The organism is Microcoleus sp. BR0-C5 (genome assembly GCF_036705045.1).
Lineage (GTDB): Bacteria > Cyanobacteriota > Cyanobacteriia > Cyanobacteriales > Microcoleaceae > Microcoleus.
Genome location: NZ_JAUBTR010000003.1, coordinates 1 through 23,996, shown reverse-complemented (window position 1 = coordinate 23,996; position 23,996 = coordinate 1). Strand labels below are relative to the sequence as shown.

The window sequence follows — 23,996 nt, the reverse complement described above, 5'->3', positions numbered from 1 at the left end:
AAAAACAGCAAATGAAAGATTTTTGGGATTCAATTTTAAGTTTTTCTCAGACTACTCTCAAGACAGTCGGCCAGCAGTTTTTGAAAGATTTTGGTTCTGCACAAGCAGATGAGAAGGATGATGGGAGTTTGGTTACGCAGTCTGATAATTGGGCGGATGCGGAGATTAGAAGTGCGATATCATCTGCTTTTCCCACTCACGGAATTTTGAGCGAGGAAGGAGAACACGTTTTCCCAGATAATGAATGGTGTTGGGTTGTCGATCCTCTGGATGCTACGACTAATTTTGCTAGGGGAATTCCGATTTGGGGGATTTCTTTGGGTTTATTGTATCGCGGAACTCCGGTTTTTGGCTGCGTGCATTTGCCGCCGGTGAATCAGTTTTTTCACGGTTTTTATGCAGGGGATTTGGCGGGCGACAATGTATTGGCAAATATGCCTCAAGGTGCGTTTTTGAACAATCGGCCGATTTGTCCCACTGCTGATAAAATGAGCGGGAATCATATTTTTAATTTGTGTTCCAGAAGTGTGGGAATCGGGCCTCATCTTCCGAGTAAAATTCGGATGTTGGGTATGGCTAGTTACAATTTTTTGACTGTGGCTTCGGGTGTGGCTATGGGAGGGGTGGAAGCGACTCCGAAAATTTGGGATATTGCCGGGAGTTGGGTAATTGTGAAGGCTGCTGGTGCGGTTTGGCTACCGCTGGAATCTCAGGGGATTTTTCCGCTGGAAGTGGGGAAGAATTACGGCAGGATTTCTTATCCGACTTTGGTGATGAATCGGCAGGAGTTGGTGTCGGTGTTTTTGCCGTTTGTGGAGGCTTGGAAGAAGAAAAAAATGGGGTAATTTAGGTGAATCGAAGCTATCCCGTAGGAAATCGAACAATTATTAAATAAAACTGCAGGGCAGGCGTGACGGAGGAGTCTCCCACGCCTGCCGTGCTGTTTGGAAGAAATATACCGACCGATGACCGATGGTTTAAGTATGTCTACTCTTGTCTATTTCTGCCAATCTGCGATCGGGTGGTTTTGTTTTACGTCGATCGGGTGATGCGGTGCTGGTACAATTTGTGGTAAGTTTTCCAGTAGCTATTATCTCTATGGAATAAAATTATACCCGTTTTCAAGTAGAGGCACAAGGGTAAATAGATTTACTGCGGTGTGGAAAAAAGTAGATGAGTGGTATATTGGCTATGTCGAAGACTTAGCCTGGGGGAAGATACAAGAATAAACCTGGGAAGAAACTCAGAAAATTATGCGGTTGGCGATCGCACTTGATGCAGCCAGCAAAATAACAGATACTAGGATTAGGGACACAACATTGCTGTGTCCCTACTGCAAAATGAATTTATTGCCTCATGCGATTAATTTCGACAGCACATTAGACAACTTAGCACCGAGATTCTCAACAGCGTCCTGCTGTTTGGGATCTTTCATCGTACCGTCAGCATTAAATGCTTCAAAAGCTTGGGGAATTGCTTTCTGATCCGGGAGTACCAATACGTTAATATTCCCCAGGATCGATCGCAAATGCACCAATCCCCGCAAACCGCCCATTCCGCCTGGGGAAGCACTCATAATTACCGCTACTTTGCCAGTAAATGCCACCAATCCCGGTTCACCCGGTGCTGGGCGCGATACCCAATCGATTGCATTTTTCAACACAGGCGTAATTGAACTGTTATACTCAGGAGAAGCTATCAAAAACCCATCATGCGCTACCATCAATTCCTTCAATTTGCGGGCATTTTCTGGCATTCCCTCTTTTGCTTCCAAATCTTCGTCAAATAGCGGCATTGGCAAATCGCGCAAATCTACATAAGTAACTTCTGCGCCCGCCGCCGTAGCCCCTGCCGCCGCAACTTTTACCAGCAGTTTGTTGTAGGATGCTTCGCGGGTACTCCCGGCAAATGCGAGTATTTTTGGTCTATTGTTCACGGTATTTCCTGATATTTTGACAAGATAATCTTGACATTTCCAATACAAATTTTAGCAAAGGAAGGCGATCGCTGTCTCTTTCCTTAATATATATTAGTTAAATAAATAGTCACCAATAAAAAACCGGGCAGGCGTGACTGAGGACTCTCCCACACCGGGCGCGCGGTTTGTAGTAAATATAACCGACGGATGACCGATATGTAAAGTGTGCCTTGGTGCATCGAGTTTCTGCAATCTGCGATCGGGTGATGCGGTGGGGTAAAGTTTATATTAAGTCCGATGGTCGATCGCGCAATCTTTGGGTAACATTCAACTTAAGAAACACCAAAATAATTTTTGAGAAAACACAAAACAGCATTACAAAAAGGCTGGTATCGCCCTTGTGCATTCATTTGTTGACAAACTTGAGCTAATAATTCTGCCTCTTCCTGTGTTATTCCTTCCAGTGCTTCAAATGCTTGCTTTCGTCCCTGTGTTAAGTCATAATGATTGAGTCCCAAAACTTTAATGGTTGTTTGAGCATCTTTTTGATGAGCTAAATTATTTGCAGTTGGCAGTATCTGACCAGTGTTAGAGTAATTAAAAAATTCTTCACAGTTGGCTTGTAGTGGCGAAACCGCGATCGCAAGATCCCCCTTCTTATTGCCACAATACTCTGGCCAACGATACCCTGGCTTATTTGTATCTCGGCCACAAGAAGCTAGCATATTTGTGTACTCAACAGATAATTCTGCATCAGTCTTGCTCTGAGGGTCTAGATGTTCAATATGGCTATTACTTTGGTCAACACTCTTACAGCAGTAGCAGCAAATATAGCCTTGTTCACTTAGCAAAGAAATGTGTACCGCGGCTCTCTGAGGGTTTTGAAGATGTTCGTAATGATAGTTGCCGGCAGGCTTCTGTATAGCCTTCCATTCGGAAAAAAATTGAGGTTCTTGCCCCTTTTGAATATATTTCATTTATTGAGAATTTCCTTGCGTTGAATTAGCCAATCTGCTCTCACAAATTCAGGATCTTCTTCTCCCATTTGGTCTGCTAAATCTTGGCGAAATTGCCGTGCCTTTCCGAGTTCGCCCTTGTCTATCAAGCGAAACAATTCACGTAAATCTTCCTTAATTTCCTGCGGACGTTCGGGAGTTGCCATAAGCGTTTCTAGAATCCGATTGCTATCTTTCCCAAAGGAGGGTACTCGATCGATCGCAATTCCTTCAGATGTTGACCTCAAAAGATGAACCCATTTGATATCGCTGATTACCTGTGGCGAATGAGTCGTAATTATAAACTGGCAATTTGGGAAGGTTTTTTTCAGATTCGGAATAATCGCCCGTTGCCATTTTGGGTGCAAGTGGAACTCAATCTCGTCAATCAAAACAACGCCGGAACCCTCAAGGGGATTGCAATCTGGATTCGGATTTGCGATCGCCAAACGCCTTGCTAAATCTCCTGCTAGTGCTAACAAGCATTTTTCACCATCGGATAGTTGATTGACGATCAGTTCATCGCCTTGTTTGTCTGCAGTCATTCGCAAAGGCGATCGCCTAACCCGTAAATTTGAAAAGCCGTCTAGTAAGTTAGCGATCGCATATCGGACTGCTTCTAGTTCGCGATCGCGATACTCATTAGTATTATTTAGTCGTAATTCGTTTTCTAAATCTTCCCGATCTCTAAACCATTCAAAAAAGCGCCTAAAATCGATCTGCCCTCCCGTGAGAACCTCGTCATAAACAGTTATCTGCTCAAAGGAATGTTTCGTCCTAATCTTCAAAGGAATATCAAGTACGGCACGGTTAGTGGGGTAGTAAACAGCCAGAGGCAATGCTGCGTAAGAATTAGCATCTAACTGACTGTGTATGCGATCGACAACTCTTTTTAAGTCCCCAAGATTGCTGCTAGTATCCTTGCTTCGCCCTTTACTGACCTTGGTTAAAGACCATACCACTTCCCAGTCATTGATTGAAATTGTAATTTCGTTGTGAGTTTCTTTCCATCCTTTTTTGATATCATCTTCGTTGAAAGAACGTCCATTACTATTGGGAGTTTGAATTCGCTTGGTCAGCCAGGAGAGAAGAATAGCCAAACACTCAAGTATGCTGGATTTTCCCACACCGTTGATACCGATGAACACAGTCGGCTCATCGGTATCAAACTCCAGGGTCAAATCGCTGATGCCTCGGAATGAGTTCATTTTTAGACGCTTGACTTTCACGATTTGGTTCTCCCTCTGGCTTAGTGGGTTATATTTTTGAGATCATATCAAATCAATGCTTCCAAATAAAGTCAGCAATGGGTCTATCTGCGGACAAAGGAAGATTTTCACTGGAATTAAATAAGACCGATCGCACTTTTACATTCCCGACTCCCAAACGCCTCTCGACGCGACTGGGAATGCCGTAACCGTAAATAATGTGTCCTTTCCCCGCCAACACCACAACTTGATAGTCGGGGTTTGCTTTGACAAATTCAGCTATTTTTTCCGCCATAGTTTCGTCCCACAAAACTTGGGCTTGCAAGAATCTTTCAAAAGCCGTACTATTTCCCTGTGCGGCCTTTTGGTGTTGCTGGTAAACTTCTAGCAGCAGTTGCCGATATTCGGCGTTGTCGGTGCGAATTTCGGATATTGGCGGAATGTGCTTTTTTTCCTCGGCTGTGAGGCTTTCTAAACCTTGACTGGCAACTTTTCTCGTTACTTCGGATGGTGTATTTAAGGCGAGGACAGGTAGTTGATTTTCTTGGGCAAACCGCAAAATGGGGGCGTAAGATTCCCAGGGAAAACGCCATCGGCGATCGTACTCTGTTTGCTCGACTAATTGCTCCTCAGTCAGTTTACCTGCTAAGTAGTTGTCGATCGCACTTTGAAAGGGACGCTGAAACATTTCCATCGCGATCGCAATTTTCCGATTTTGCCGCTGCATTTCTCGGATAATCTTTAGTTGAGCTTGGTGGTCTTCTGCGCTATCGTGGGTTTCTCCCAGATACACGACTTTTGCCTTTACCAACTGTTGCAGAATCTCTTGGTTAGTGTAAGTTTGCCCAGGTTGAGGGTTCGCCGTCGTTTGCGCTGTCACTGCACTGCTGCACAGTAGAAAGATACTCAGCGATAAGGCGCACAGTTTGATGAGTTTGGTTGTTTTCATACAAATATTATGCCGTTTCTCGCAGCAGCAAGCACAGCCGAACTCTACTATCTAGCTGAGCAGCTAGAAAGCTCAATGCTTTATTTAACTTCATAATCATCCGCCGTTACTTCTAAAAATGTAAAGTTTAGTTGCAGGTACTTGCACTTCTAAAAGAAGGTGATAAATTAATAATATGAAGCGAACAAAAAGCTTCTCCGACAGATACCAAATCTAGATACCGCAGCGAAGTTCACAATAGAATCTAAGGAGTAAAACGCTGTCTAATCTCACATCTGTCTCATCAAAAAACAATAGCAGCACCCACCAACAAAGCTGATACTTCCTCAAATAATTAGAGGGGAGCAATGCAACTGAATCCGAGGATTATTGCAACTCCGCATCGAAGTTTAAAAAAGAGGAAATCACTCGGTACATATGGCTGGGTGCTGTTGTTGTTAAAAGAAATTTTCCGTTTGTGATGTTTTTTGCAGTAGAGGCACAGCCTCTAGATATGCGTTACCGGGCAGAGCCTGGTAACGAGCATAAAAGGAGAAAAACTAGAAAATTACTGGAAAATTGTCTCGTCTTCCTTTCTCCACGCGGGATCGACGATACAAATAAATATTAGCGGCTCTGTGCCACAGTTGTAAATAAACTGCTTGGCGTTTGGCGGAATGTAAACAGCATCTCCGGCTTCCACGAATTGATTTTCGTCGTCGATGTGCATTTCTCCAACGCCGCTGAGGATGTAGTAAACTTCTGAAGTTGTCAGGGAGTGCAGCACAGAAGTTTGTCCCGCTGGCAAAGCGGCGTGGGCTAAACTGTAGCGCAAATCCACAGCTTGTTTGTCTGGATGCAGTAATTCTCGCAGTTGAGTACCGTCGCCAGCAATAAACTCGTCGCAGGCATTTAGCTTTTGAATTAGCATTTTTTCCACACTCCTGAAAATCTCTTTACCACAACTTAAGTTTAATTGAAAGAGCCAGAGATGTTAAGAAATATGTCAAGCGGCGGCCGGATTTTTTAACCGTAAGTTCCCGAATGCGATCGATAATCAGGACAGTCGATCGCATCTTCAGATAAAGCTATTGTAGGCTGAACGGGACACTTGAGATGGTAGTCGCCGGTAAAAAATACGCAGTTAGCACAAGGGATTTGGTGCATACGCTGAGCTCGACGCAGGGAGTCGGAAACAGTACGCCCGACACTCAAACACAGCAAAAAAACTAAGCCCCAAGCGGAGACAAAACACAGCGGGACTAAAACAGGCTGTATTGCCTTAAACAAAAAGTAAAGCATAGCAAGAAAATTTAGCGTTAGAAGCCACACATACATTACAGTAGTGGAATTGCCGATCGAGCGACCAAAAAGTTGAGAATCCTTTACAGCTCTATCGAGAAACCGGACAATTATGGCATGATAAGGAACAGTCCTTAAATAAAATTAGAGGAAATCAGTTATGACTCTGCGATTAGGCGATACAGTTCCCAACTTTACCCAAGCTTCGTCTGAAGGGGAAATCAATTTCTACGACTGGGCTGGGGATAGCTGGGTCGTGTTGTTTTCCCACCCGAAAGACTATACTCCAGTGTGCACCACAGAACTCGGTGCAGTGGCCCGTCTAAAGTCTGAATTTGAAAAGCGGGGCGTCAAAACCATTGCCCTCAGCGTCGATGATGTGGATTCTCACATGGGCTGGATTAAAGATATTGAGGAAACTCAAAATGTCACCCTCAATTATCCGATTTTAGCAGATGGCGATCGTAAAGTCTCCGACATTTACGACATGATCCATCCTAACTCGCTAAACAACTTAACAATCCGCACAGTTTTTGTGATTGACCCGGAAAAGAAATTGCGTTTGAGCATTACTTATCCGGCTAGCACTGGTCGGAATTTTAATGAAATTTTGCGCGTAATTGATTCCTTGCAACTTACGGACAAATACAGCGTTGCGACTCCAGTTGATTGGAAAGATGGCGACGATTGCGTAATCGTACCTTCGATTACCGACCCGAAAGAGTTGGAAGAGAAATTTCCTAAAGGTTATACGCCGATTAAGCCTTATTTGCGGATGACTCCTCAGCCGAATAAATAGGTTTAATTGACAAACCGGTTCGCAGCATAGGACTTTAATCCTTCCAGGTTCGTAGTGAGGACTTTAGTCCTTCCAGATTTTTGAGGACTGAACTCCTCACTACCAACCAATAAATTTTGCAATCTTGTCAGAACAATTTAGATTTGAGGAAATGCCAAATGCTGTCATCTCCCATCCTATTGCGAATGTTGCCAGAATTGCAAATGACAGAGGACGAGTTTTTCGACTTCTGTCAAATGAATCGCAACTTGCGAATTGAACGCAACCAGCGAGGAGAAATACTATTGTTGACTCTTGTTGGCGGAATCAGCAGCAACCGCAATGCTATTTTAACTGGAGAATTGGGCATTTGGACAGAGGAAGACGGAACTGGCGTTGGCTTTGCTTCTTGTACGGGATTTACTTTATCGATCGGCTCAGTGCGATCGCCTGACGCTTCTTGGATTAAACTAGAAAGGTGGAATGCTTTATCAAAAGCACAGCAAGAAAAGTTTGCCCCGATTTGCCCTGACTTTGTAGTTGAACTCAGACCGGATTTTGAGGACTTAGAGCCGCTACAAGAAAAAATGCAAGAATATATGAGAGAACCAAAAGTGCGGCTGGGTTGGCTTATAGACCGCAAAAATCGCAGAGTTTACATTTACCGTCCCGGTTGGCCAGAGGAATGTTTGGAAAATCCCGCGACAGTCAGCGGCGACCCCGTTTTGCCTGGATTCGTACTCAATATGAGCAAGATTTGGTAAGGCGAAATCGCAGGTATAAAATCACAGGAAATGACCAGTTTTTAAGAAGCTGGAGCATTGTTTCGCAACGATGGGTGCTACCAAGAGTCCGGTATGGGAAACAGGCAAAATAATATGTTTTGGAACACCCGTACAGCGAGTTTCTTCGACTGCAATTAGACTATCGTTAGGACGAGGCAAGCGCAACAACCAACCAGTACCGATATCCAAATTACCAGCAACGATTCCCACATCTCTATTGGGTGGCGGTAATATTCGATCGAACAATCCTGTCATGAGGCTGCGTCCTAAGATAAATCTTCCCCAAAATTTGCGACTCAATCTGCAAGCAAAGCTACTACCCTGATGGGGAGTACCTAATGTAACAATTCTTCCCGGACGTTGCTGCGGAAAGTTGTCAAACAATAGGTAAATTAATAGCCCACCTAAACTATGACCGACAAAGTGGATAGTATCAGCTTTTTCTGCTGCTAATAATTTTTGGAGAGACGTAACATTTTGCTTTAATGAATTTCCCCAAGCAGCATGGGAAAATTGTTTAACTCGATAGCCGTATTTTTGCAAACGGTAGTGCAATAATAACATTTCTGCACCGCGAAGTCCAACACCGTTAACTAAAATGACAGTTTCCATGACACCTTACTAATTTGTATAGCCTCTCAACTTTGAGTTGAGCTAGCTGCCTCTGAGATATCTTGAGATTCTACCTTCTTTCTTGCCTAATTAGACGTATAATGTTTGTCTGTTCGCGATACTCTATAAATATAGCAGGCAAAAATCAAAAAAATATGGATATTAAAAACGGCTTTGTAGGCACAATCGGCAACACACCACTAATTCGCTTAAACAGCTTCAGCGATGAAACTGGCTGCGAAATTCTCGGTAAAGCAGAGTTTCTCAATCCCGGCGGTTCCGTTAAAGATAGGGCTGCTTTATACATCATCAAAGACGCAGAAGAAAAAGGCTTGCTGAAACCGGGCGGCACTGTTGTTGAAGGCACTGCGGGCAATACAGGCATCGGTTTGGCACACATTTGCAACGCGAAAGGTTACAAATGTTTGATTGTGATTCCAGATAACCAATCTCAAGAAAAAATCGATGCTTTGAAAACCTTGGGCGCTGAAGTTCGGACTGTTCCCGCTGTTCCTTACAAAGACCCGAATAATTATGTCAAATTGTCGGGAAGATTGGCGGCAGAAATGGAGAATGCAGTCTGGGCAAATCAGTTTGACAATTTAGCCAATCGCCGATCTCATTACGAGACAACTGGCCCGGAAATTTGGGAACAAACAAACGGGAAAATTGATGCTTGGGTAACAGCTACTGGTACTGGCGGGACTTTTGCTGGGGTAGGAATGTTTTTGAAAGAAAAAAATCCTGCTGTGAGAATTGTCTTGGCAGACCCGATGGGCAGCGGGCTTTACAGTTATTTCAAAACTGGGGAAATTAAGACTGAAGGTAGTTCGATTACTGAGGGAATTGGCACGACTCGCGTGACTGCAAATATGGAGAATGCCCCGGTAGATGACGCCATCCAAATTGACGATACTGAAGCTGTCCGGGTGATTTACCAGCTGCTGAGGAAAGAAGGGCTGTTTATGGGCGGTTCTGTGGGGATTAATGTGGGGGCGGCTGTGGCTTTGGCGAAGCAAATGGGGCCTGGACATACGATTGTTACGGTACTCTGTGATGGCGGGGCTCGGTATCAGTCGCGTTTGTTCGATCGACAATGGTTGGCTTCCAAAGGTTTGTCACCAGATTAACCGTAGTAGGGACAAAGGCTTTCGCCCATTGCTGTCAACAATCGCCTGAAAGCCTTGATAAATCTCGCTTTTAGCTGAGTCTAGATCCCCCTAAATCCCCCTTAAGAAGGGGGACTTTGAGAAGACTCCTGTCCCCCCCCGACCTAGGGGCGGTGCGACCCCTACTCCCCGTGCCCACCCTTGGCGCCGGGGGGATCGATGCCTAATCGTCAAACAGCAGACCGGTATTACGTTTGACGTTAAGTTGACACCTATGGGCTTTTGGAGTGTCCCTACTCTACTTCATAAATCTGGAATACGCTGTATATGGCCAGACCTATTCCCATGATAAAAAAATACCATATATGTACCAGACTGTCAACTAAAAAATATGAAAATTATCCAATCTTCTAGGCAAGTTCTTGTTTGCCAGAACCGCACTTGTCGCAAGCAAAATTCAGCAAAGGTACTGGCAGCTTTTCAGAAATTGTCGCCCTCAGAAGTTGAAGTTGTTGCTAGCGGTTGTTTGGGACAGTGTGGCAACGGGCCTATGGTTTTGGTGCTGCCAGAAGAGGTTTGGTACAGCGGTGTTTGCCAGGAGGAAGTTGCGACAATAACTGATCAACATTTGCGGGGAGGAAAGCCAGTGGAGAGGATGCTTTATCGCAAGTTTCACCGACTTTCTCATTAGTCGATCGCCCGCCTTTAAAATTCTTCCGCAAACAATCGGCGGAGAATTTCCGTGACTTCGGCGCAAAATCTGGCGTCGAGTTCGATCGCCAAGCGATCGACACTGGAACCGTCTAAAACTTTTTCAGCCCGCAAAGTCATGGCTAAAGTTCTGAGTTTTGCGGGCTTTCCCGCTGCCTTCGGTCGCTCGTCAACAAACCGCACTAAAGCCACATAAACTGTTTCTAGGGTTCCCCGGATCGAGCTGAGTCCGTAACCCAATTTTGAGATAATTACTGGAGAAGTGATGAGAGTATCCATCCCCAAAGTTTTAATTGCTACGTCCACATATCGAGCGCTGTCATGTCCCATTGCTCTGACAATGCTTTCTAAGCTGTTCCACTGAGATGCTTTCATGCGCGATCGCTGTTCGATGTGGAAGTGCCATCCTAACATGGAAATTAGCCTGGTCAAATCATAAGCAGATACGGTATTACTTTGTTTGGTACTGTTTAATGCCGCACTTAGCAGCACTTGTTTTTTGGTGATATCGAAGATTTTGGGGTTGTTGTGATAAGGATTTTCGCCGTAATCCCCGCGAAAAATTAGGTCATTATTGCCAGTAGCGCTCTTCAGCCATTGCTCTAATCCTATGCGAGTATCGAAGCGTTTGAACATCGCAGCTAAGGAGTTTGAACTTGCTATATTTGAGGCATAGCTAATCATGTCTTTTGCTAAATCGTAAAAGTAAAAATCGTGTCTTAGCCCGTTGCCATCTCTAACAACGCAGTTGTCAATGTCGCAGTCTGGATATTTGGTATTTACTTGACTGACGATATTAAGGAGTGCGATAATTTTAGTGGCACTCCACTGTTCAGCTTTGGTAAGTGCGTTTTTTCCCAGCCACTGCGCCTGAATTTTGCCATCTACAAAAGTACCAATGCAAACGCAGGCTTGTTTGATGTCTTCGTGGAGGAAATTTAAAGCTTGAGAGTTAATTTGAGGTAGTTCTCCCAGGCTGGGAAACGGAGTAGGTTTGAGGGGATTATTGGGGTCGGGAATAGAGCTAATTACTTTTAAGCCGTCGGGTTTCTGTTTGAGATAATCGGGATAGTTTTTAATGTGTTGTTGGTAAGGGGATTTTTCAATACCCCTGTCTAAAAAAGCTAGTTTGTTGATGTTAGCTTGGGCATCTATTTCCATTTGGAGGTAGTTTTTGAAGATGCGCGCTCGGTCTTTTGCGAGTTCGAGGGAGGTGAGGTTCATGATAATTGTTGGCAGCTTGTTACAAATAAGTAAATCACTATACTAGGATTTACGCAAACAAACCGGGCTGCGCTGCAAAATTTTGGGTTGGGAAACTAAAAATTTATGAATAAATAGGCTTTGAGACAGTAACGGCGTCCAGGACTATATATCTGAGCTCGATCCCTACGATCGAGCTTTTTTGCCGCGTACTTGAATGCGTTTGTCGGTTTTTTGTTTCTTAATCCAAGAGACAAATTTCTGGAGTTCAGGGTCATTTTTGAGCTTTTCCAGAGTATTGAGCTCTTGGGCGAGGTGTTTGTTGTCAAATAGAGAGTGAATCTGGCGGTGACAGGCTGAGCAAATGTCGATTGTCGGGCTGGGATCTTCGTTTTTGCGCTTGGTGTTTTGTTTGGGGGTGAGGTGATGGGCGGTTAATGCTTCCATTTGTCGATCGCACAATTCGCACTGCATAATTTTCTCAATGCTGTTGGATAGGAGAATTGCTACTTTTAGTTTAGCGCGATCGGCTGTGAGAGCGTGAATGAAAGGCGATCGCACTTTCCAAACAATAAAAAAACCCCCACTTGGGGGTCATACAAATCTCGTGTGGCAGAGGCCCAAAAGCCTCTGGGATCACAAAATATACAGTAACAGAAACAAAACAATCCAAATCACATCGACAAAGTGCCAGTAAATCTCAGTCGCTTCGATTCCGAAGTGGTGCTCGCTAGAATAGTGACCTTGCATGCGCGATCGCCACACCACCCCCGCCATCAGCAGCACTCCAAACGTAACGTGCAAGCCGTGAAAAGCAGTCAAAACGTAAAAGCAACTGGCATACAAATTCGTCGTCAAGCCAAACTCTAAATGAGTGTATTCGTAAACCTGACCTGCCAAGAAAACTGCGCCCATAGCAATAGTTACGAGCAACCAATTCCGCATTCCGGCGGCATCATTCTTTTTGATTGCAGTATCAGCCTTGTGAATCACAAAACTGCTAGCAATCAAAATCACCGTATTAATTCCCGGCAGCAATAACTCTCGCCCCGGCGTACCTTCAGGAGGCCACACGGGGGCCATCGCCCGATAAATCAAATACGCGGCAAACATACCGAAAAATATCATGCCTTCAGCGCACAGGAACACAATTACACCTAACATTCGGTGGTCGGGATGCTCGACGCCGTGTGCTTCTACTTCGCCCTCGTGGTGGTAATTTAGGGCTGTTTTTGTCGGATCGATCGCTGGAATTTGCATAAGAAATTGGTAATGAAGAAGTCAGTTGTCAGTTGTCAGTTGTCAGTTGTCAGTTGGCATTAGTCATCAGTCATTAGTTAACAGTCAACAGTCAACAATGCCCAATGACTAATGCCTGATGACTAATAACTATTCGCCATCTTGACTTTCATCAGCAGGAGAATCAACATCTATCTCTGATTCAGGAGCGACCAAAGTTGCAGTACCGCCAAAGAAAGTTGAAGCTTGAGCCTCCGCAATAGGAATACCTGTTTTCTGGGCGTTGCGGGTGGCATTTTCCCTCAACTTAAGTCTGAGACGTTCCCCTGTATTCTGAATTTTTTCCATGCCGTAATCGTAAGGCCCTGTTGCCAATACCGGCACTCCTTCAAAATTTTCGATCGGGGGCGGCGAAGTCGTCATCCATTCCAAACTCAAAGCTTGCCAAGGATTGTCACCTGCTTTCGGGCCGTACCTCCAGCTCCAAATCACATTAATGATAAACGGGATTGTAGACACTGCCAGCATATAAGCACCGACAGTACAAATGACATTAATTGTGGTAAATTTCGGGTCGTACATTGCCACCCGCCGAGGCATTCCTTGCATCCCCAAAGCGTGCATCGGCAGGAAAGTTACCGTAAAGCCAACATAGGTTAAAACAAAGTGAACTCTACCCCAAAATTCATTAATCATCCGCCCCGTCATTTTGGGGAACCAGTGGTAAAAAGCAGCGTAAATGCCAAACACTGAGCCACCAAACAGCACGTAGTGTAGGTGAGCGACGACAAAATAAGTGTCGTGAACGTGAATGTCGAAAGGTACGGAAGCCACCATGATCCCGGTGATGCCGCCGAGCACAAATGTGGAGATAAAACCCATCCCAAATAGCATGGCGCTGACAAGCCGGAGTTTTCCTCCCCAAATAGTTGCCAACCAGCTAAATATTTTAATCCCAGTTGGTACGGCGATGATCATAGTCGTGATCATAAAAAACATCCGCAGCCAGCCGGGAGTGCCGCTGGTAAACATATGGTGAGCCCACACGATCAAGCCCAAAAAGCTGATCGCGAGACTGGAATATGCGATCGCCAAATAACCAAAAATTGGCTTGCGGGAATGCACCGGCAAAACTTCTGAAATCACCCCGAAAAAGGGCATAATCATAATGTAAACTGCCGGGTGCGAATAAAACCAGAATAAATGCTGGTAGACGATCGGATCGCCGTTGCCTGTCGGGTTAAAAAATGCCGTCCCTGCTAACAAGTCAAACGACAGCAAAATCAAAGCTGCGGCTAAGACTGGAGTAGCAATCAAAGTCAGCGCTGAAGTCGCAATCATCGCCCAGCAAAACAAAGGCATATCATTGAGACCCATGCTCGGAACCCGCATGGTGAAGATGGTAATGGCAAAATTCACCGCCCCCAAAATCGAAGAAGTTCCCAGAATTAAAACGCTGAGAATCCAAATTTCTTCCCCCGCTTGAGCAGTAACTAAGCTCAAAGGCGGATAGGAAGTCCAACCCGCCTGTGGAGCTCCTACCAAAAAACTGCTCAACAGCAACACGCCACCTACGGGAATCATCCAAAAGGCAACGGCATTCAGCCGGGGAAATGCCATGTCTTTTGCCCCAATCATTAAGGGGATCAAAAAGTTAGCAAATCCGGCTCCGGCGGGTACGATCCACAGGAAGATCATCACCGTGGCGTGAACAGTAAATAAACTGTTGTAGAGTTCGGGGGTGACAAAATCGGAGTCGGGGGTGGCGAGTTCTGTTCGCACCAAGGTTGCCATCACGCCGCCGATTAGATAGAAAATAAATGTTGTTACCAGGTATTGAATACCGATGACTTTGTGGTCGGTATTAAAAGTGAAGTAGTCGCGCCAATGTCTATCGGCGGGCGCTGTTCCGCGAGCTTCTGTGTTGGCACTTTCTTGGAACTGTGCTTGTGTCATAGTTATTAGTCATTAGTTATTAGTCATTAGTTATTAGCTCAGGATCAAAGACCCAGTGCCAGGAACTAATGACTATTTTTAGTGATGAGTTGGGTGGAGTTGTTCGAGGGTTTCGGAATTAATTTTTATTTCCCTGACGTAGGGAGCCAAAAATTCACCGTCTGACAATTCCCCTGGATTGACTGCAACTGCTTGCTCTAAGTTTTGACTGCTAGCAACTTGCTGGCTTTGCAGCCAACCGTCGAATTCTTCGGGCGTGTGAACGACTGCTACAGCTTTCATCGCTCCGTGATAAGCGCCGCACAATTCAGCACAAACAACCCGGTATTCGCCGGTTTTAGTTGGTGTAAATCTCAGTTCGCTCGGCCGCCCGGGAATTGCATCTTGTTTGAGGCGAAATTCCGGCAGCCAAAATGCGTGCAGCACGTCTTGAGCTGAGATATTTAGCTGTACGTCGCGGTTGACTGGCATATGCAGTTCGCCAGAACTAACGCCGCTTTCTGGATAGCTAAAAATCCAGGCGTACTGCAAACCTGTGACATTTACAACTAAGTCTGCTGGTTTGTCTTCATTTTCTGGGGAAGCGCCTACGCCTAAAGCAACGAGTTTTTGAGACGGAATTTGAGGGGCGTTTTGGGGTGTATCTGAGAGTGTGGCTGCGATCGCACTTCCCCGCATTTTAGAGTGCGCTTGCATGGTGCCGTGGTCGTGATTGCCCATCGGATCGAGGCCTCCCATTGAGTTGTAAATCTCAAAACTGTAGACTCCGATTCCTAAAATAATCACCGCCGGGACGGCTGTCCAAAGAATTTCTAAGGGAAAGTTGTCATGCCAAGGCGGCCCGTCTGTATTGTCTCCTTGACGGCGGCGATATTTAATTGCAGCAACGATGAGAATTCCCTGGACCATGATAAATAGTCCAGTGGAAATGGTCATCATTGTATTGAAAAGTGCGTCTATGTCGGATGCTTCGTCAGAGGCGGCGATCGGCATTAAACCGTGATTCTGCCCGTACCAGAGACTGATCAGAGTCACTCCGATGCCGGCGAGCATGGTGAGGATGGAACTTGGAATGTTCACGCTGGTACTTCTTAATAGCGACACTTCTTCGCTTGAAAAATGAAGGAAGCGCCTCTGGGTTATCAATTTTTAATTGTAAATGGTATTTTTAGTAAAATGTCTCTCTTAAGGGTTACTTAAGGCTTATAATTTTTGACCGATCGCCTGCGCGCCTCAAAAATACGTCTTTTGTACCTTGACAAAAATGAGTAAAAATGGTATAGAAACGCTTTATTTGGCTGCTAAATTTGAGATTTTTTCTCAAACACCATCAAATGCTGCTGGGGCAACATATCTTTTGTCTCTTTCCATACTAAACCGACGGCGGCCATTTCTTTTTTTACCTGCTTCTGCGTCATTTTGTGCAAACCTTTAATGGGAATCAGCGGGTTTTCGCCCCGATACTCGATCGATACCGTGCGGCCTCCCGGTTTGAGTGCTTTCACAATTCCTTGCATCATTTCTCTGGGATATGCAAATTCGTGATAAGCATCGACCATCACAACTAAATCTACGCTGTTTTCCGGTAAATTCGGATTGTCGATACTGCCCAAAACTGGCTCAACGTTAGCGATATTTTTTTCTTGTTTATTCAATTCCAAAAAATTAATCATTTCCGGCTGCACGTCAACTGCTAAAACTTTTCCTTGTGGAACTAAGGGAGCGATGCGAAAGCTAAAATATCCCGTTCCCGCTCCAATGTCTGCTACAATATCAGTTGGTTTTAAATCGAGATTGTTGACTAATCGAGCTGATTTTTCTTCCATGCCGCGAGACGGTCTTTCCAGCCAACTAGCGCCTTGATATCCCATGACTTGGGCAATTTCTCGACCCATGTAAAATTTGCCGATGCCGTCTGGATTGTGGACAGTTCGCTGTTGATAAATTGGGTCGCCATTGGCGGTTTTACTTGCTTCTGCTGCTGCACAGGCATTGAGCGGCAACAGGCACATTATTGCTAAGATAATTGCTGCTAGCGGTTTGATTAATTGTCGGTTTTTCACGATCGTCCTAATTGTATGTTTAATTTTTCATTACCAGGCTCTGCGCGGTAATGCAGAACCAGAGGAAGAGCCTTGCGAATATCGAGAATAGTTTAAGATTTAGCTGACAGCGGATTCTAACAATTTAATTGTACCAGAGTCAGCGTCGATTTCAACTTCTTGACCGATCGGCAAAGTGAACTGCTCCCGGATGTGTCCCACCATTGAACCATACCACGCAGGAATATTCAAAGGGCGAATGTGGTCGGACAAGACTTGAGGCAAGGTTAGGGACTCTTGGGGTTTTTCAGCTTCGCACTTGGTACACTGTCCGAAAATAAAACCTGATATTTGATCGAGAATGCCCGCTAATTTAAGCTGCGTCAACATTCGATCGATGCGATAAACCTCTTCGCCAACTTCCTCAACAAACAAAATACTGTTTTCCCATGTCGGTAAATATGCAGAACCGACCATTGCTGCTATTACTGATAAATTGCCGCCGATGAGTTTTCCCCTAGCGGTTCCGCGCCCGATTGTTTCAACTTGCACGCTTTTGGAGTTTTGCATGGTCACAGAGCCTCCGTCAAACAAAACTTTTTTGACGTAATCCACTGTAAAGGGACTCCAAGTTGACGCACCTAAAGGGCCGTGAAAAGTAACTCTATTAGTTTTAGCATAAATCGCCAATAATAGCGCAGTAATATCGCTAAATCCCATAATAATTTTGGGATTGTTGCCGATAATATCGTAATCCAGGAGCGGCAATATCCGACCACAGCCCCAGCCGCCCATCCCGGTAAAAATAGCTCGCACTGAGTCATCGGCAAAGGCTGCGTTGACATCGGCGGCGCGATCGGCATCTTTGCCCGCTAAATAGCCGTAGCGGTCGTAAAAATGCTCTCCCAATTTAACTTTTAAACCCAGCTTTTCGATAACTTTAAAAAAATCCTCGATTTCTTTTTTATAGTTGAAAGCGGCAGGATTGATTAAAGCTATAGTATCGCCAACTTGCAGGCGGCGCGGCTTAACGATCGCAGTTTTGGGAGATAGGCTAGTTTGGGCGAGTGGCAAAAGCTGAGTACCAATAGCAGTCAGCCCAAAAGTTGTGAGCAGAGCACGGCGGCGGAGAGTCATAGGTGTTAGGTAATTTTTGCTATAATTGTATAGCAAAATTTCTGTCATATCAGTTTAAAATTGCGAGTTTACAATGAAAACCGACACTAAAATCTCCGCTAAAAAATCTTGGGCTAAATCTTTAGCGCGTCCGGCTGCAGAGTTTCCGCTGACTCAGCTATCGGTTAAAACTGGTAAAATTCCCGAAGGATTGCGCGGCACTCTTTACCGTAACGGGCCCGGACGTTTGCAACGCGGCGGTGTTGCTGCGGGACACTGGTTTGATGGCGACGGTGCAATTTTGGCAGTACATTTTACCGATGTCGGTGCTACGGCTGTTTATCGCTACGTGCAAACAGCGGGATATCTAGCTGAAGAAAAAGCTGATAAATTTCTCTACAGTAATTATGGCATGACAGCACCAGGTCCTGCGTGGTTACGGTGGACTAAATCTGTTAAAAATGCTGCCAATACTTCAGTTTTAGCTTTGCCCGATCGCCTTTTGGCATTGTGGGAAGGTGGCCCGCCTCACCGCCTCGATTTGCAAACCCTGGAAACTCAGGGAACGGACGATTTAGGCAGTTTAGATAGTAAATTTGTTTATTCTGCTCACTGCAAGCGCGACCCGATTACTGGCAATATTTTCAACTTTGGAGTTACCAACGGTGCGACTACAAAGTTGAATCTGTATAAAAGCGATTTTACTGGCAAAGTCGTGCAACAATCAACAGTTGCTTTAGATGGAATTTACGCGCTCCACGATTTTGTTTTTGCGGAAAAGTATTTGATATTTTTCATCCCGCCGGTGCAAGTCAATTTTTTGCCATTGTTAACGGGAATTAGCAGTTATAGCGAGTCCTTTAAGTGGAAACCGGAGTTAGGTACTCAGATATTAATTTTTGACTCTGAAACTCTATCTTTAGTTAGTCGCGGCGAAACCGAACCTTGGTTTCAGTGGCATTTTGCTAATGGTTTTGTGAAGGAAGATGGTTCGGTGGCGGTAGATTTTGTGCGCTTCGCTGACTTTCAAACTAATCAGCGACTGAAAGAAGTACCGACTGGTGAAACTAGCACCGATGCGGAGGGTACTCTGTGGAGGGTGCATCTCAATCCTCAGACGGGGAAAGTGACAGGAATAGAAGAATTGTTGGATAAACCTTGTGAGTTTCCGGTTGTACCTGCGGACGAAGTAGGACAAGACGCACGATATATTTATCTGGCAATGTATCGGCCTGACGTTGATATTGTACCGGAACGTTACGGTGCGATCGCCCGTTTCGACACGCAAAGCCGCAATCTCACAATTGCCGACTGTGGCGAAAATCGCTATCCCACAGAGCCCATCTACGTTCCAGATATTTCCTCGGAAAAAGGTTGGATAGTAACAGTTATTTATGACGGCAATTCTGATAGCAGCGAAGTCTGGATATTTGACAGCGAAGGGCTTGATCGCGCTCCTGTTTGCAAGCTAGGATTGCCCGGTGTCATACCTTTGGGCTTTCACGGCACTTGGAAATCGGCAGTCTGAGAAAATTGTAAAGAAGTGTTGCGGAAGATTTATTAAAAATTGTTGCCGCTTCTCTGTCAAGTTGTTAAGGTGTGTGTAGATAGGAAATTCTCATATCTAGGAGGTGTGGAATTGATAATCTGCATTGCTCAATTATCCTGTGCCAATTCGCACGAATCCCCGGCGATTGTAAGTCGCCGCTGCACAGGATATCGTCTGCCTCTGCGGACTAAAAAAAGAGGGGTAATAAAGCCCAGGCGGATAACCAATCCCCGGCGTATATTCCCGACTACACAGGCAAAATCCGCCTCCACGGAGTGAAGAAAGAGGGGTTCTCGAACCCCGGTAAATGACAAATTCGCGGTGAATCTCCCCGGTGAATAAATTCGCGGCTATGCAGGCAAAGTCCGCCTCCGCCGACTGAAGAAATCCCCGGCTGATAACCAATCTCCGGCCAGTTTATTCGCGGCTACACAGGCAAAGTCCGCCTCCGCGAACTGAAGAAAAGCGGTAATAAAGCCCGCTGGGCCAGGATTTCTGACTAGGTTTGCCCATCTCAGCTTTGTCTGCTGGCATGAGGTTAAAAGACCAGATAATTAACTGATTTCTGGCAAACCAAAAGTTTAGTTCAGCTCACGCGCACGTTAGCGATTCAAAAGTTTTTAGTTTTGAGTTAACCCCACAAGTAAATGATGTCTATCGAAACAAGATAGGCTTTCCAACAATTATGAATTATGAGTTGTTACCGCCAAAACATTCAACTCATAACTAATAATTCACAACTCACAACTCATAACTCCGTGCCGCAGTGAGCATCTACCAAAAGGTTTAATCTATGCAACTTCAAGGAAAAACAGCTCTTGTTACAGGAGCTTCGCGCGGAATTGGGCGATCGATCGCCCTGGAATTAGCGAGACAAGGAGTCAAACGTTTGTTGATTGTGGCGCGCAACCGCAGGCAATTAATTGAACTGGCAGAGGAAATCGATGTTTTTGGCACAGAAGTAGTGCCGTTAGCTTTGGATTTAACTCAGTCAGTAGCGGTGAATATTGCGATCGCCCAAGCTTGGCGAGATTGCGGCCCCATTCACCTGCTAGTCAACTGTGCAGGCGTCGCCCACCAAGCATCATTCTTACGTTCCCCGCTGCCATTAATCGAGGAAGAAATCGCCTTAAACTTGCTCGGAACCTACACAATTACCCGCTTGATAGCTCGGCGAATGGCGACTCAAAAAGAGGGAACAATCGTCAATGTTTCCAGCTTAATGGGCAAAATTGCCGCTCCCACAATGGCGACTTATTCTGCTACCAAATTTGCGATTTTGGGATTCACCCAAGCTTTGCGTAGCGAGTTAACTCAGTACAATGTTCGAGTCACAGCTTTGCTGCCATCTCTAACAGATACCGACATGGTGCGAGACTTAGAGCAATTCCGGTGGGTAGTGCCCACAACTCCCGAAAAAGTTGCCCTAGCACTTGTCGCGGGATTGCACAAAGATGCGCCGGAAATCTTGGTAGGATGGCAAAGTCATCTAGCAGTTTGGTGTCACCGAATTGCGCCTTGGTTGCTGGATTTTGTGTTGCGGATGGCAACTCCAGAACTTCGGGATAAATCGCGGGGCCGCAAATTGCGCGAGGCTTTGGCTAGCGGGCGATAAACTTTTTTAGGGGCGGGCTCTTCGGCCCAACCCCTACTCCCCACAAGAAAACTCATTCTTTGTGGAACGGGCATCTTGCCCGTTCCGGGCTCTTCGGCCATTGGTGTCAACTTAAGCTGTCAGCCCGCCCACCCGTTAGTCCGCCAGTCCGCCAGGGGTTGAAACCCCTGTCTAATAGCTAAAGTCCTCTGAAGAGGACTGGGAAGAAGAATTTTTGACGTTGCTGATTCACGGTAGGAATCAACTTTTCTCGGAAGTTACAAAACTCACCCTACTTGTCTTAGAGCAATTGGGAAATATGAATTCCTACCTGTATTCAGCAACGCCCAGCAACGTCGAATTTTTAAACTCATTAGTCCTCTTCAGAGGACTTTAGCTATTAGACAGGGAATTCATTCCCTGTCGGATTGTCGGACTGTCGGATTGTCGGACTGTCGGATTGTCGGACTACCGGTTTAACGTGTTTGTTGACACCAATGGGGATTGCCGTGTCCCTACAAGGGCTATGTACTTACTTACCAGCAAAAGTGCTGTATATCATTTCCACTCCCCTTGCAAGGTAAAAGCCGCCCAATAATAGGGAGATTGCCATTTTTTCTCTTGCATCATTTCCATCTGCGCCGCCCTCAAAGCTGCCGCTGGTGCTAACTTTTCTTGCAGCATGTTCTGATAAAACTTTTGCATTAACACCGCCGTACCTTCATCGTCCACACTCCACAAACTCACCGCCACCCGCTGCGCCCCCGCATACATAAAACCCCTAGTCAATCCCACCATTCCTTCGCCTTTAACATTCTGTCCCATTCCCGATTGACAAGCACTTAAAACCACTAAATTTGCCGCTAATTTCAAGTTAAAAATATCCGTGAGGCGCAAAAAGCCATTGACAAGATTGCCCTTGTCATCTACCATCGACATCACAATTCCTGACAGTTCGGGATTTTTGCTGTTGGCAAGGCCGTGGGTGGCTAAGTGAATGATTTGATAATTGGCTAAACTGCCGTCGGTAGCAGTAGTGCGACTGGCATCAAAATCAAATATTTGACGGCTAGAAGCTGAGGGGAATAAAGTTAATATTGTTTGGGCTTCTTGGCGGGTAAAGGGTAGGCGTTCGGGCGGCCATTGCCGATTAGAAGCACGAAGCGAGCGATTTAAACCGAGGTTGTTTGCTTCTAATTTTTCGTTGGTTGCTTGGGTGATTTTTCCTTTAATTCTTTCATCGTCTGGACCGAAAACAGGATCGGCTAAAATTGCTAAACTTTGGCTGGGCGGTTTTCTATCTCCGTAATTTTGCCTGAGAATGGCGAGAGTTGAGGCAGAAGGCAGGGTGATAATTTCATGTTCGGCAATTAAGGGAAAATTGGTATTTTCTCCGGCGGTAGTGGCAAGAGTTAAAGCTGGAAAAGGGGTATAGTGCAGCACGCCGTCGGGAACAATTAATAAGCGTTTTTTTCCTAATTGGGCTGCTGCGGGTTGTAAAATCACTTGACCCAAATTGGCACTCGCTTGGGCAACTTTTTGGGGAATATCTCTCTGGATTGGGCTAGTTATTGCGTCTCGTAAATTGCGGGCTGCTGTTTCAATGTCAACCTGTTTTGGTAATTCATAGCTAGTTAGCCCAGTTGATGTCACAACCCACAAATAACTGCGGTTTTCGCCGAGGGAATACTGCAATAAAATTGTGTTTTCATCGAGGATTTGTTTTTGGATTTGGGCGAGGGTTAAAGGTTGGGGTTGGGTGAGGGCGGCGTAGCGCGGGCTGGCGCTGCGAATTTGAGTTTGGTTTTGCTGGTATTCTTGCAATAATTGGAGGCGCTGTTTGTCGATTTCTGCGAATTGATCCTGGTTGGGATTGGGGCGGCTGACTGCTTCGATACGGCGCTTTTCAATGGCATCGAGTTGTTGTTGCAAGCGCAGTTCTTGTTGCAGCAATTCGGGGGCAACGCCTTCACGAATGTTGGTGTTAGCTTCTTTTAGGAGTTCGAGGAGACTGCGGGCGCGAGAACGTTCGCTGGCTTCTAAGGCTTTAGTATCATAGCCGGATTTTGGTTGAGTTTTGTGCAGTTTCATTAACAGGTCTATGTAGAATTCGTAGTAGTCCTGTACGGTGGCGAAGTATGAGGTGCGAAGTTCTGGGCTGGTAATTTTGGTGCGGAGGTTTTCGATGATTTTGATAGAGGCTTCGATGTCGTTGAGGGCTTCGGTAAGATTTCCTAAATCGCGCTTGGTATAAGCAATGTTGTAAAGTGTTTGAGCTTCCTTTCCAGCACTGCCCACTGCGCGACTTAGGGGCAGCGACTGGTTGTAATACTCCAAAGCTTTTTGTTTTTCTCCCAATTCTGCGTAGACTAAACCGATGTTGTTGAGGGTGACGGCTTCCTGCGATCGATCGCCCACTGCGCGACTCAGGGGCAGCGACTGGTTGTAATACTCCAAAGCTTTTGGTTTTTCTCCCAATTCTGAGTAGTTAGTGCCGATGTTGTTGAGGGTGAGGGCTTCCCGGCGACGATCGCCCACTGCGCGACTCAGGGGCAGCGACTGGTTATAATACTCCAAAGCTTTTGGTTTTTCTCCCAATTCTGAGTAGTTAGCGCCGATGTTGTTGAGGGTGAGGGCTTCCTGGGATCGATCGCCCACTGCGCGACTCAGGGGCAGCGACTGGCTGTAATACTCCAAAGCTTTTTGTTTTTCTCCCAAATCTGAGTAGTTAGCGCCGATGTTGTTGAGGGTGAGGGCTTGCTGCAATCGATCGCCCACTGCGCGACTTAGGGGCAGCGACTGGTTGTAATACTCCAAAGCTTTTTGTTTTTCTCCCAATTCTGAGTAGACTAAACCGATGTTGTTGAGAGTGACGGCTTCCTGGGATCGATCGCCCACTGCGCGACTCAGGGGCAGCGACTGGCTGTAATACTCCAAAGCTTTTTGTTTTT

General features: G+C 45.6%; 22 protein-coding genes. 7 read left to right on the top strand and 15 right to left on the bottom strand.

Annotation, left to right across the window (positions count from 1 at the left end):
• Positions 1-11: 11 nt before the first annotated feature.
• The gene (locus tag QUB08_RS01885; protein ID WP_333222977.1) at positions 12-845 is read left to right on the top strand and encodes an inositol monophosphatase family protein; all 834 of its coding nucleotides are present in this window, start codon (positions 12-14) and stop codon (positions 843-845) included.
• A gap of 509 nt (positions 846-1,354) precedes the next feature.
• Here QUB08_RS01885 and QUB08_RS01880 read toward each other — a convergent pair.
• From QUB08_RS01880 to QUB08_RS01855, 6 genes are all read right to left on the bottom strand, one after another.
• A complete protein-coding gene (locus tag QUB08_RS01880; RefSeq protein WP_333222975.1) occupies positions 1,355-1,936 on the bottom strand; it encodes an NAD(P)H-dependent oxidoreductase in 582 nt (193 codons plus the stop codon).
• 314 nt (positions 1,937-2,250) lie between these two features.
• The gene (locus QUB08_RS01875; RefSeq protein WP_333222973.1) at positions 2,251-2,895 is read right to left on the bottom strand and encodes a retron system putative HNH endonuclease; all 645 of its coding nucleotides are present in this window, start codon (positions 2,893-2,895) and stop codon (positions 2,251-2,253) included.
• Positions 2,892-4,142, bottom strand: coding sequence for an AAA family ATPase (locus QUB08_RS01870; protein ID WP_333222971.1), 1,251 nt, complete (start codon positions 4,140-4,142; stop codon positions 2,892-2,894). The genes QUB08_RS01875 and QUB08_RS01870 overlap by 4 nt, the downstream gene beginning before the upstream one ends.
• 52 nt (positions 4,143-4,194) lie before the next feature.
• Entirely contained in the window at positions 4,195-5,070 is an 876-nt protein-coding gene (locus QUB08_RS01865; RefSeq protein ID WP_333222970.1) for a ChaN family lipoprotein, read from the bottom strand.
• A 547-nt stretch (positions 5,071-5,617) separates the two neighbouring features.
• Positions 5,618-5,980, bottom strand: a complete 363-nt coding sequence (locus QUB08_RS01860; protein ID WP_333123269.1) for a cupin domain-containing protein — start codon at positions 5,978-5,980, stop codon at positions 5,618-5,620.
• A 95-nt stretch (positions 5,981-6,075) separates the two neighbouring features.
• Positions 6,076-6,351: a hypothetical protein gene (locus QUB08_RS01855; RefSeq protein WP_333222968.1), complete on the bottom strand. Its 276-nt coding sequence runs from the start codon at positions 6,349-6,351 to the stop codon at positions 6,076-6,078.
• A 160-nt stretch (positions 6,352-6,511) separates the two neighbouring features.
• On the opposite strand from QUB08_RS01855, the gene QUB08_RS01850 reads away from it, so the two are divergent.
• Positions 6,512-7,150, top strand: a complete 639-nt coding sequence (locus QUB08_RS01850) for a peroxiredoxin (protein WP_006632618.1) — start codon at positions 6,512-6,514, stop codon at positions 7,148-7,150.
• 158 nt (positions 7,151-7,308) lie between these two features.
• Positions 7,309-7,893, top strand: a complete 585-nt coding sequence (locus QUB08_RS01845) for a Uma2 family endonuclease (protein ID WP_333222966.1) — start codon at positions 7,309-7,311, stop codon at positions 7,891-7,893.
• A gap of 21 nt (positions 7,894-7,914) precedes the next feature.
• Here the strand turns inward: QUB08_RS01845 and QUB08_RS01840 are convergent, their stop codons facing one another.
• Positions 7,915-8,526, bottom strand: coding sequence for a lipase family protein (locus tag QUB08_RS01840; protein WP_333222964.1), 612 nt, complete (start codon positions 8,524-8,526; stop codon positions 7,915-7,917).
• A gap of 155 nt (positions 8,527-8,681) precedes the next feature.
• On the opposite strand from QUB08_RS01840, the gene QUB08_RS01835 reads away from it, so the two are divergent.
• Entirely contained in the window at positions 8,682-9,656 is a 975-nt protein-coding gene (locus QUB08_RS01835) for a cysteine synthase A (protein ID WP_333222962.1), read from the top strand.
• 370 nt (positions 9,657-10,026) lie between these two features.
• The gene (locus QUB08_RS01830) at positions 10,027-10,326 is read left to right on the top strand and encodes a (2Fe-2S) ferredoxin domain-containing protein (protein WP_333222960.1); all 300 of its coding nucleotides are present in this window, start codon (positions 10,027-10,029) and stop codon (positions 10,324-10,326) included.
• Between the two features lie 14 nt (positions 10,327-10,340).
• On the opposite strand, the gene QUB08_RS01825 is transcribed toward QUB08_RS01830, so the two are convergent.
• The 7 genes from QUB08_RS01825 to QUB08_RS01795 form a co-directional block, all read right to left on the bottom strand.
• Entirely contained in the window at positions 10,341-11,570 is a 1,230-nt protein-coding gene (locus QUB08_RS01825; protein ID WP_333222958.1) for a hypothetical protein, read from the bottom strand.
• 165 nt (positions 11,571-11,735) lie between these two features.
• Positions 11,736-12,110, bottom strand: a complete 375-nt coding sequence (locus QUB08_RS01820; RefSeq protein WP_333222956.1) for a hypothetical protein — start codon at positions 12,108-12,110, stop codon at positions 11,736-11,738.
• Between the two features lie 75 nt (positions 12,111-12,185).
• Complete coding sequence (locus tag QUB08_RS01815) at positions 12,186-12,809, bottom strand: heme-copper oxidase subunit III (RefSeq protein WP_333222954.1); 624 nt, start codon at positions 12,807-12,809, stop codon at positions 12,186-12,188.
• 129 nt (positions 12,810-12,938) lie between these two features.
• Positions 12,939-14,744 (bottom strand): cytochrome c oxidase subunit I, encoded by a 1,806-nt coding sequence (gene ctaD, locus QUB08_RS01810; RefSeq protein ID WP_333201323.1) that lies wholly within the window; start codon positions 14,742-14,744, stop codon positions 12,939-12,941.
• A 78-nt stretch (positions 14,745-14,822) separates the two neighbouring features.
• Positions 14,823-15,824 (bottom strand): cytochrome c oxidase subunit II, encoded by a 1,002-nt coding sequence (locus tag QUB08_RS01805; RefSeq protein ID WP_333222952.1) that lies wholly within the window; start codon positions 15,822-15,824, stop codon positions 14,823-14,825.
• 221 nt (positions 15,825-16,045) lie between these two features.
• On the bottom strand, positions 16,046-16,807 hold the full coding sequence (locus tag QUB08_RS01800) for a class I SAM-dependent methyltransferase (RefSeq protein WP_333222951.1): 762 nt from the start codon (positions 16,805-16,807) through the stop codon (positions 16,046-16,048).
• Between the two features lie 99 nt (positions 16,808-16,906).
• Complete coding sequence (locus tag QUB08_RS01795; RefSeq protein ID WP_333223263.1) at positions 16,907-17,923, bottom strand: LD-carboxypeptidase; 1,017 nt, start codon at positions 17,921-17,923, stop codon at positions 16,907-16,909.
• A 73-nt stretch (positions 17,924-17,996) separates the two neighbouring features.
• On the opposite strand from QUB08_RS01795, the gene QUB08_RS01790 reads away from it, so the two are divergent.
• Positions 17,997-19,430 carry a carotenoid oxygenase family protein gene (locus QUB08_RS01790; protein ID WP_333222949.1) on the top strand — a complete coding sequence of 478 codons (1,434 nt, stop codon included), beginning with the start codon at positions 17,997-17,999 and terminating at the stop codon, positions 19,428-19,430.
• Between the two features lie 814 nt (positions 19,431-20,244).
• Positions 20,245-21,066, top strand: a complete 822-nt coding sequence (locus QUB08_RS01785) for an SDR family NAD(P)-dependent oxidoreductase (RefSeq protein WP_333222947.1) — start codon at positions 20,245-20,247, stop codon at positions 21,064-21,066.
• Between the two features lie 537 nt (positions 21,067-21,603).
• Here QUB08_RS01785 and QUB08_RS01780 read toward each other — a convergent pair.
• Positions 21,604-23,996: CHAT domain-containing protein (locus tag QUB08_RS01780; RefSeq protein ID WP_333222945.1), on the bottom strand; the 2,393-nt coding region annotated here is incomplete at its 5' end.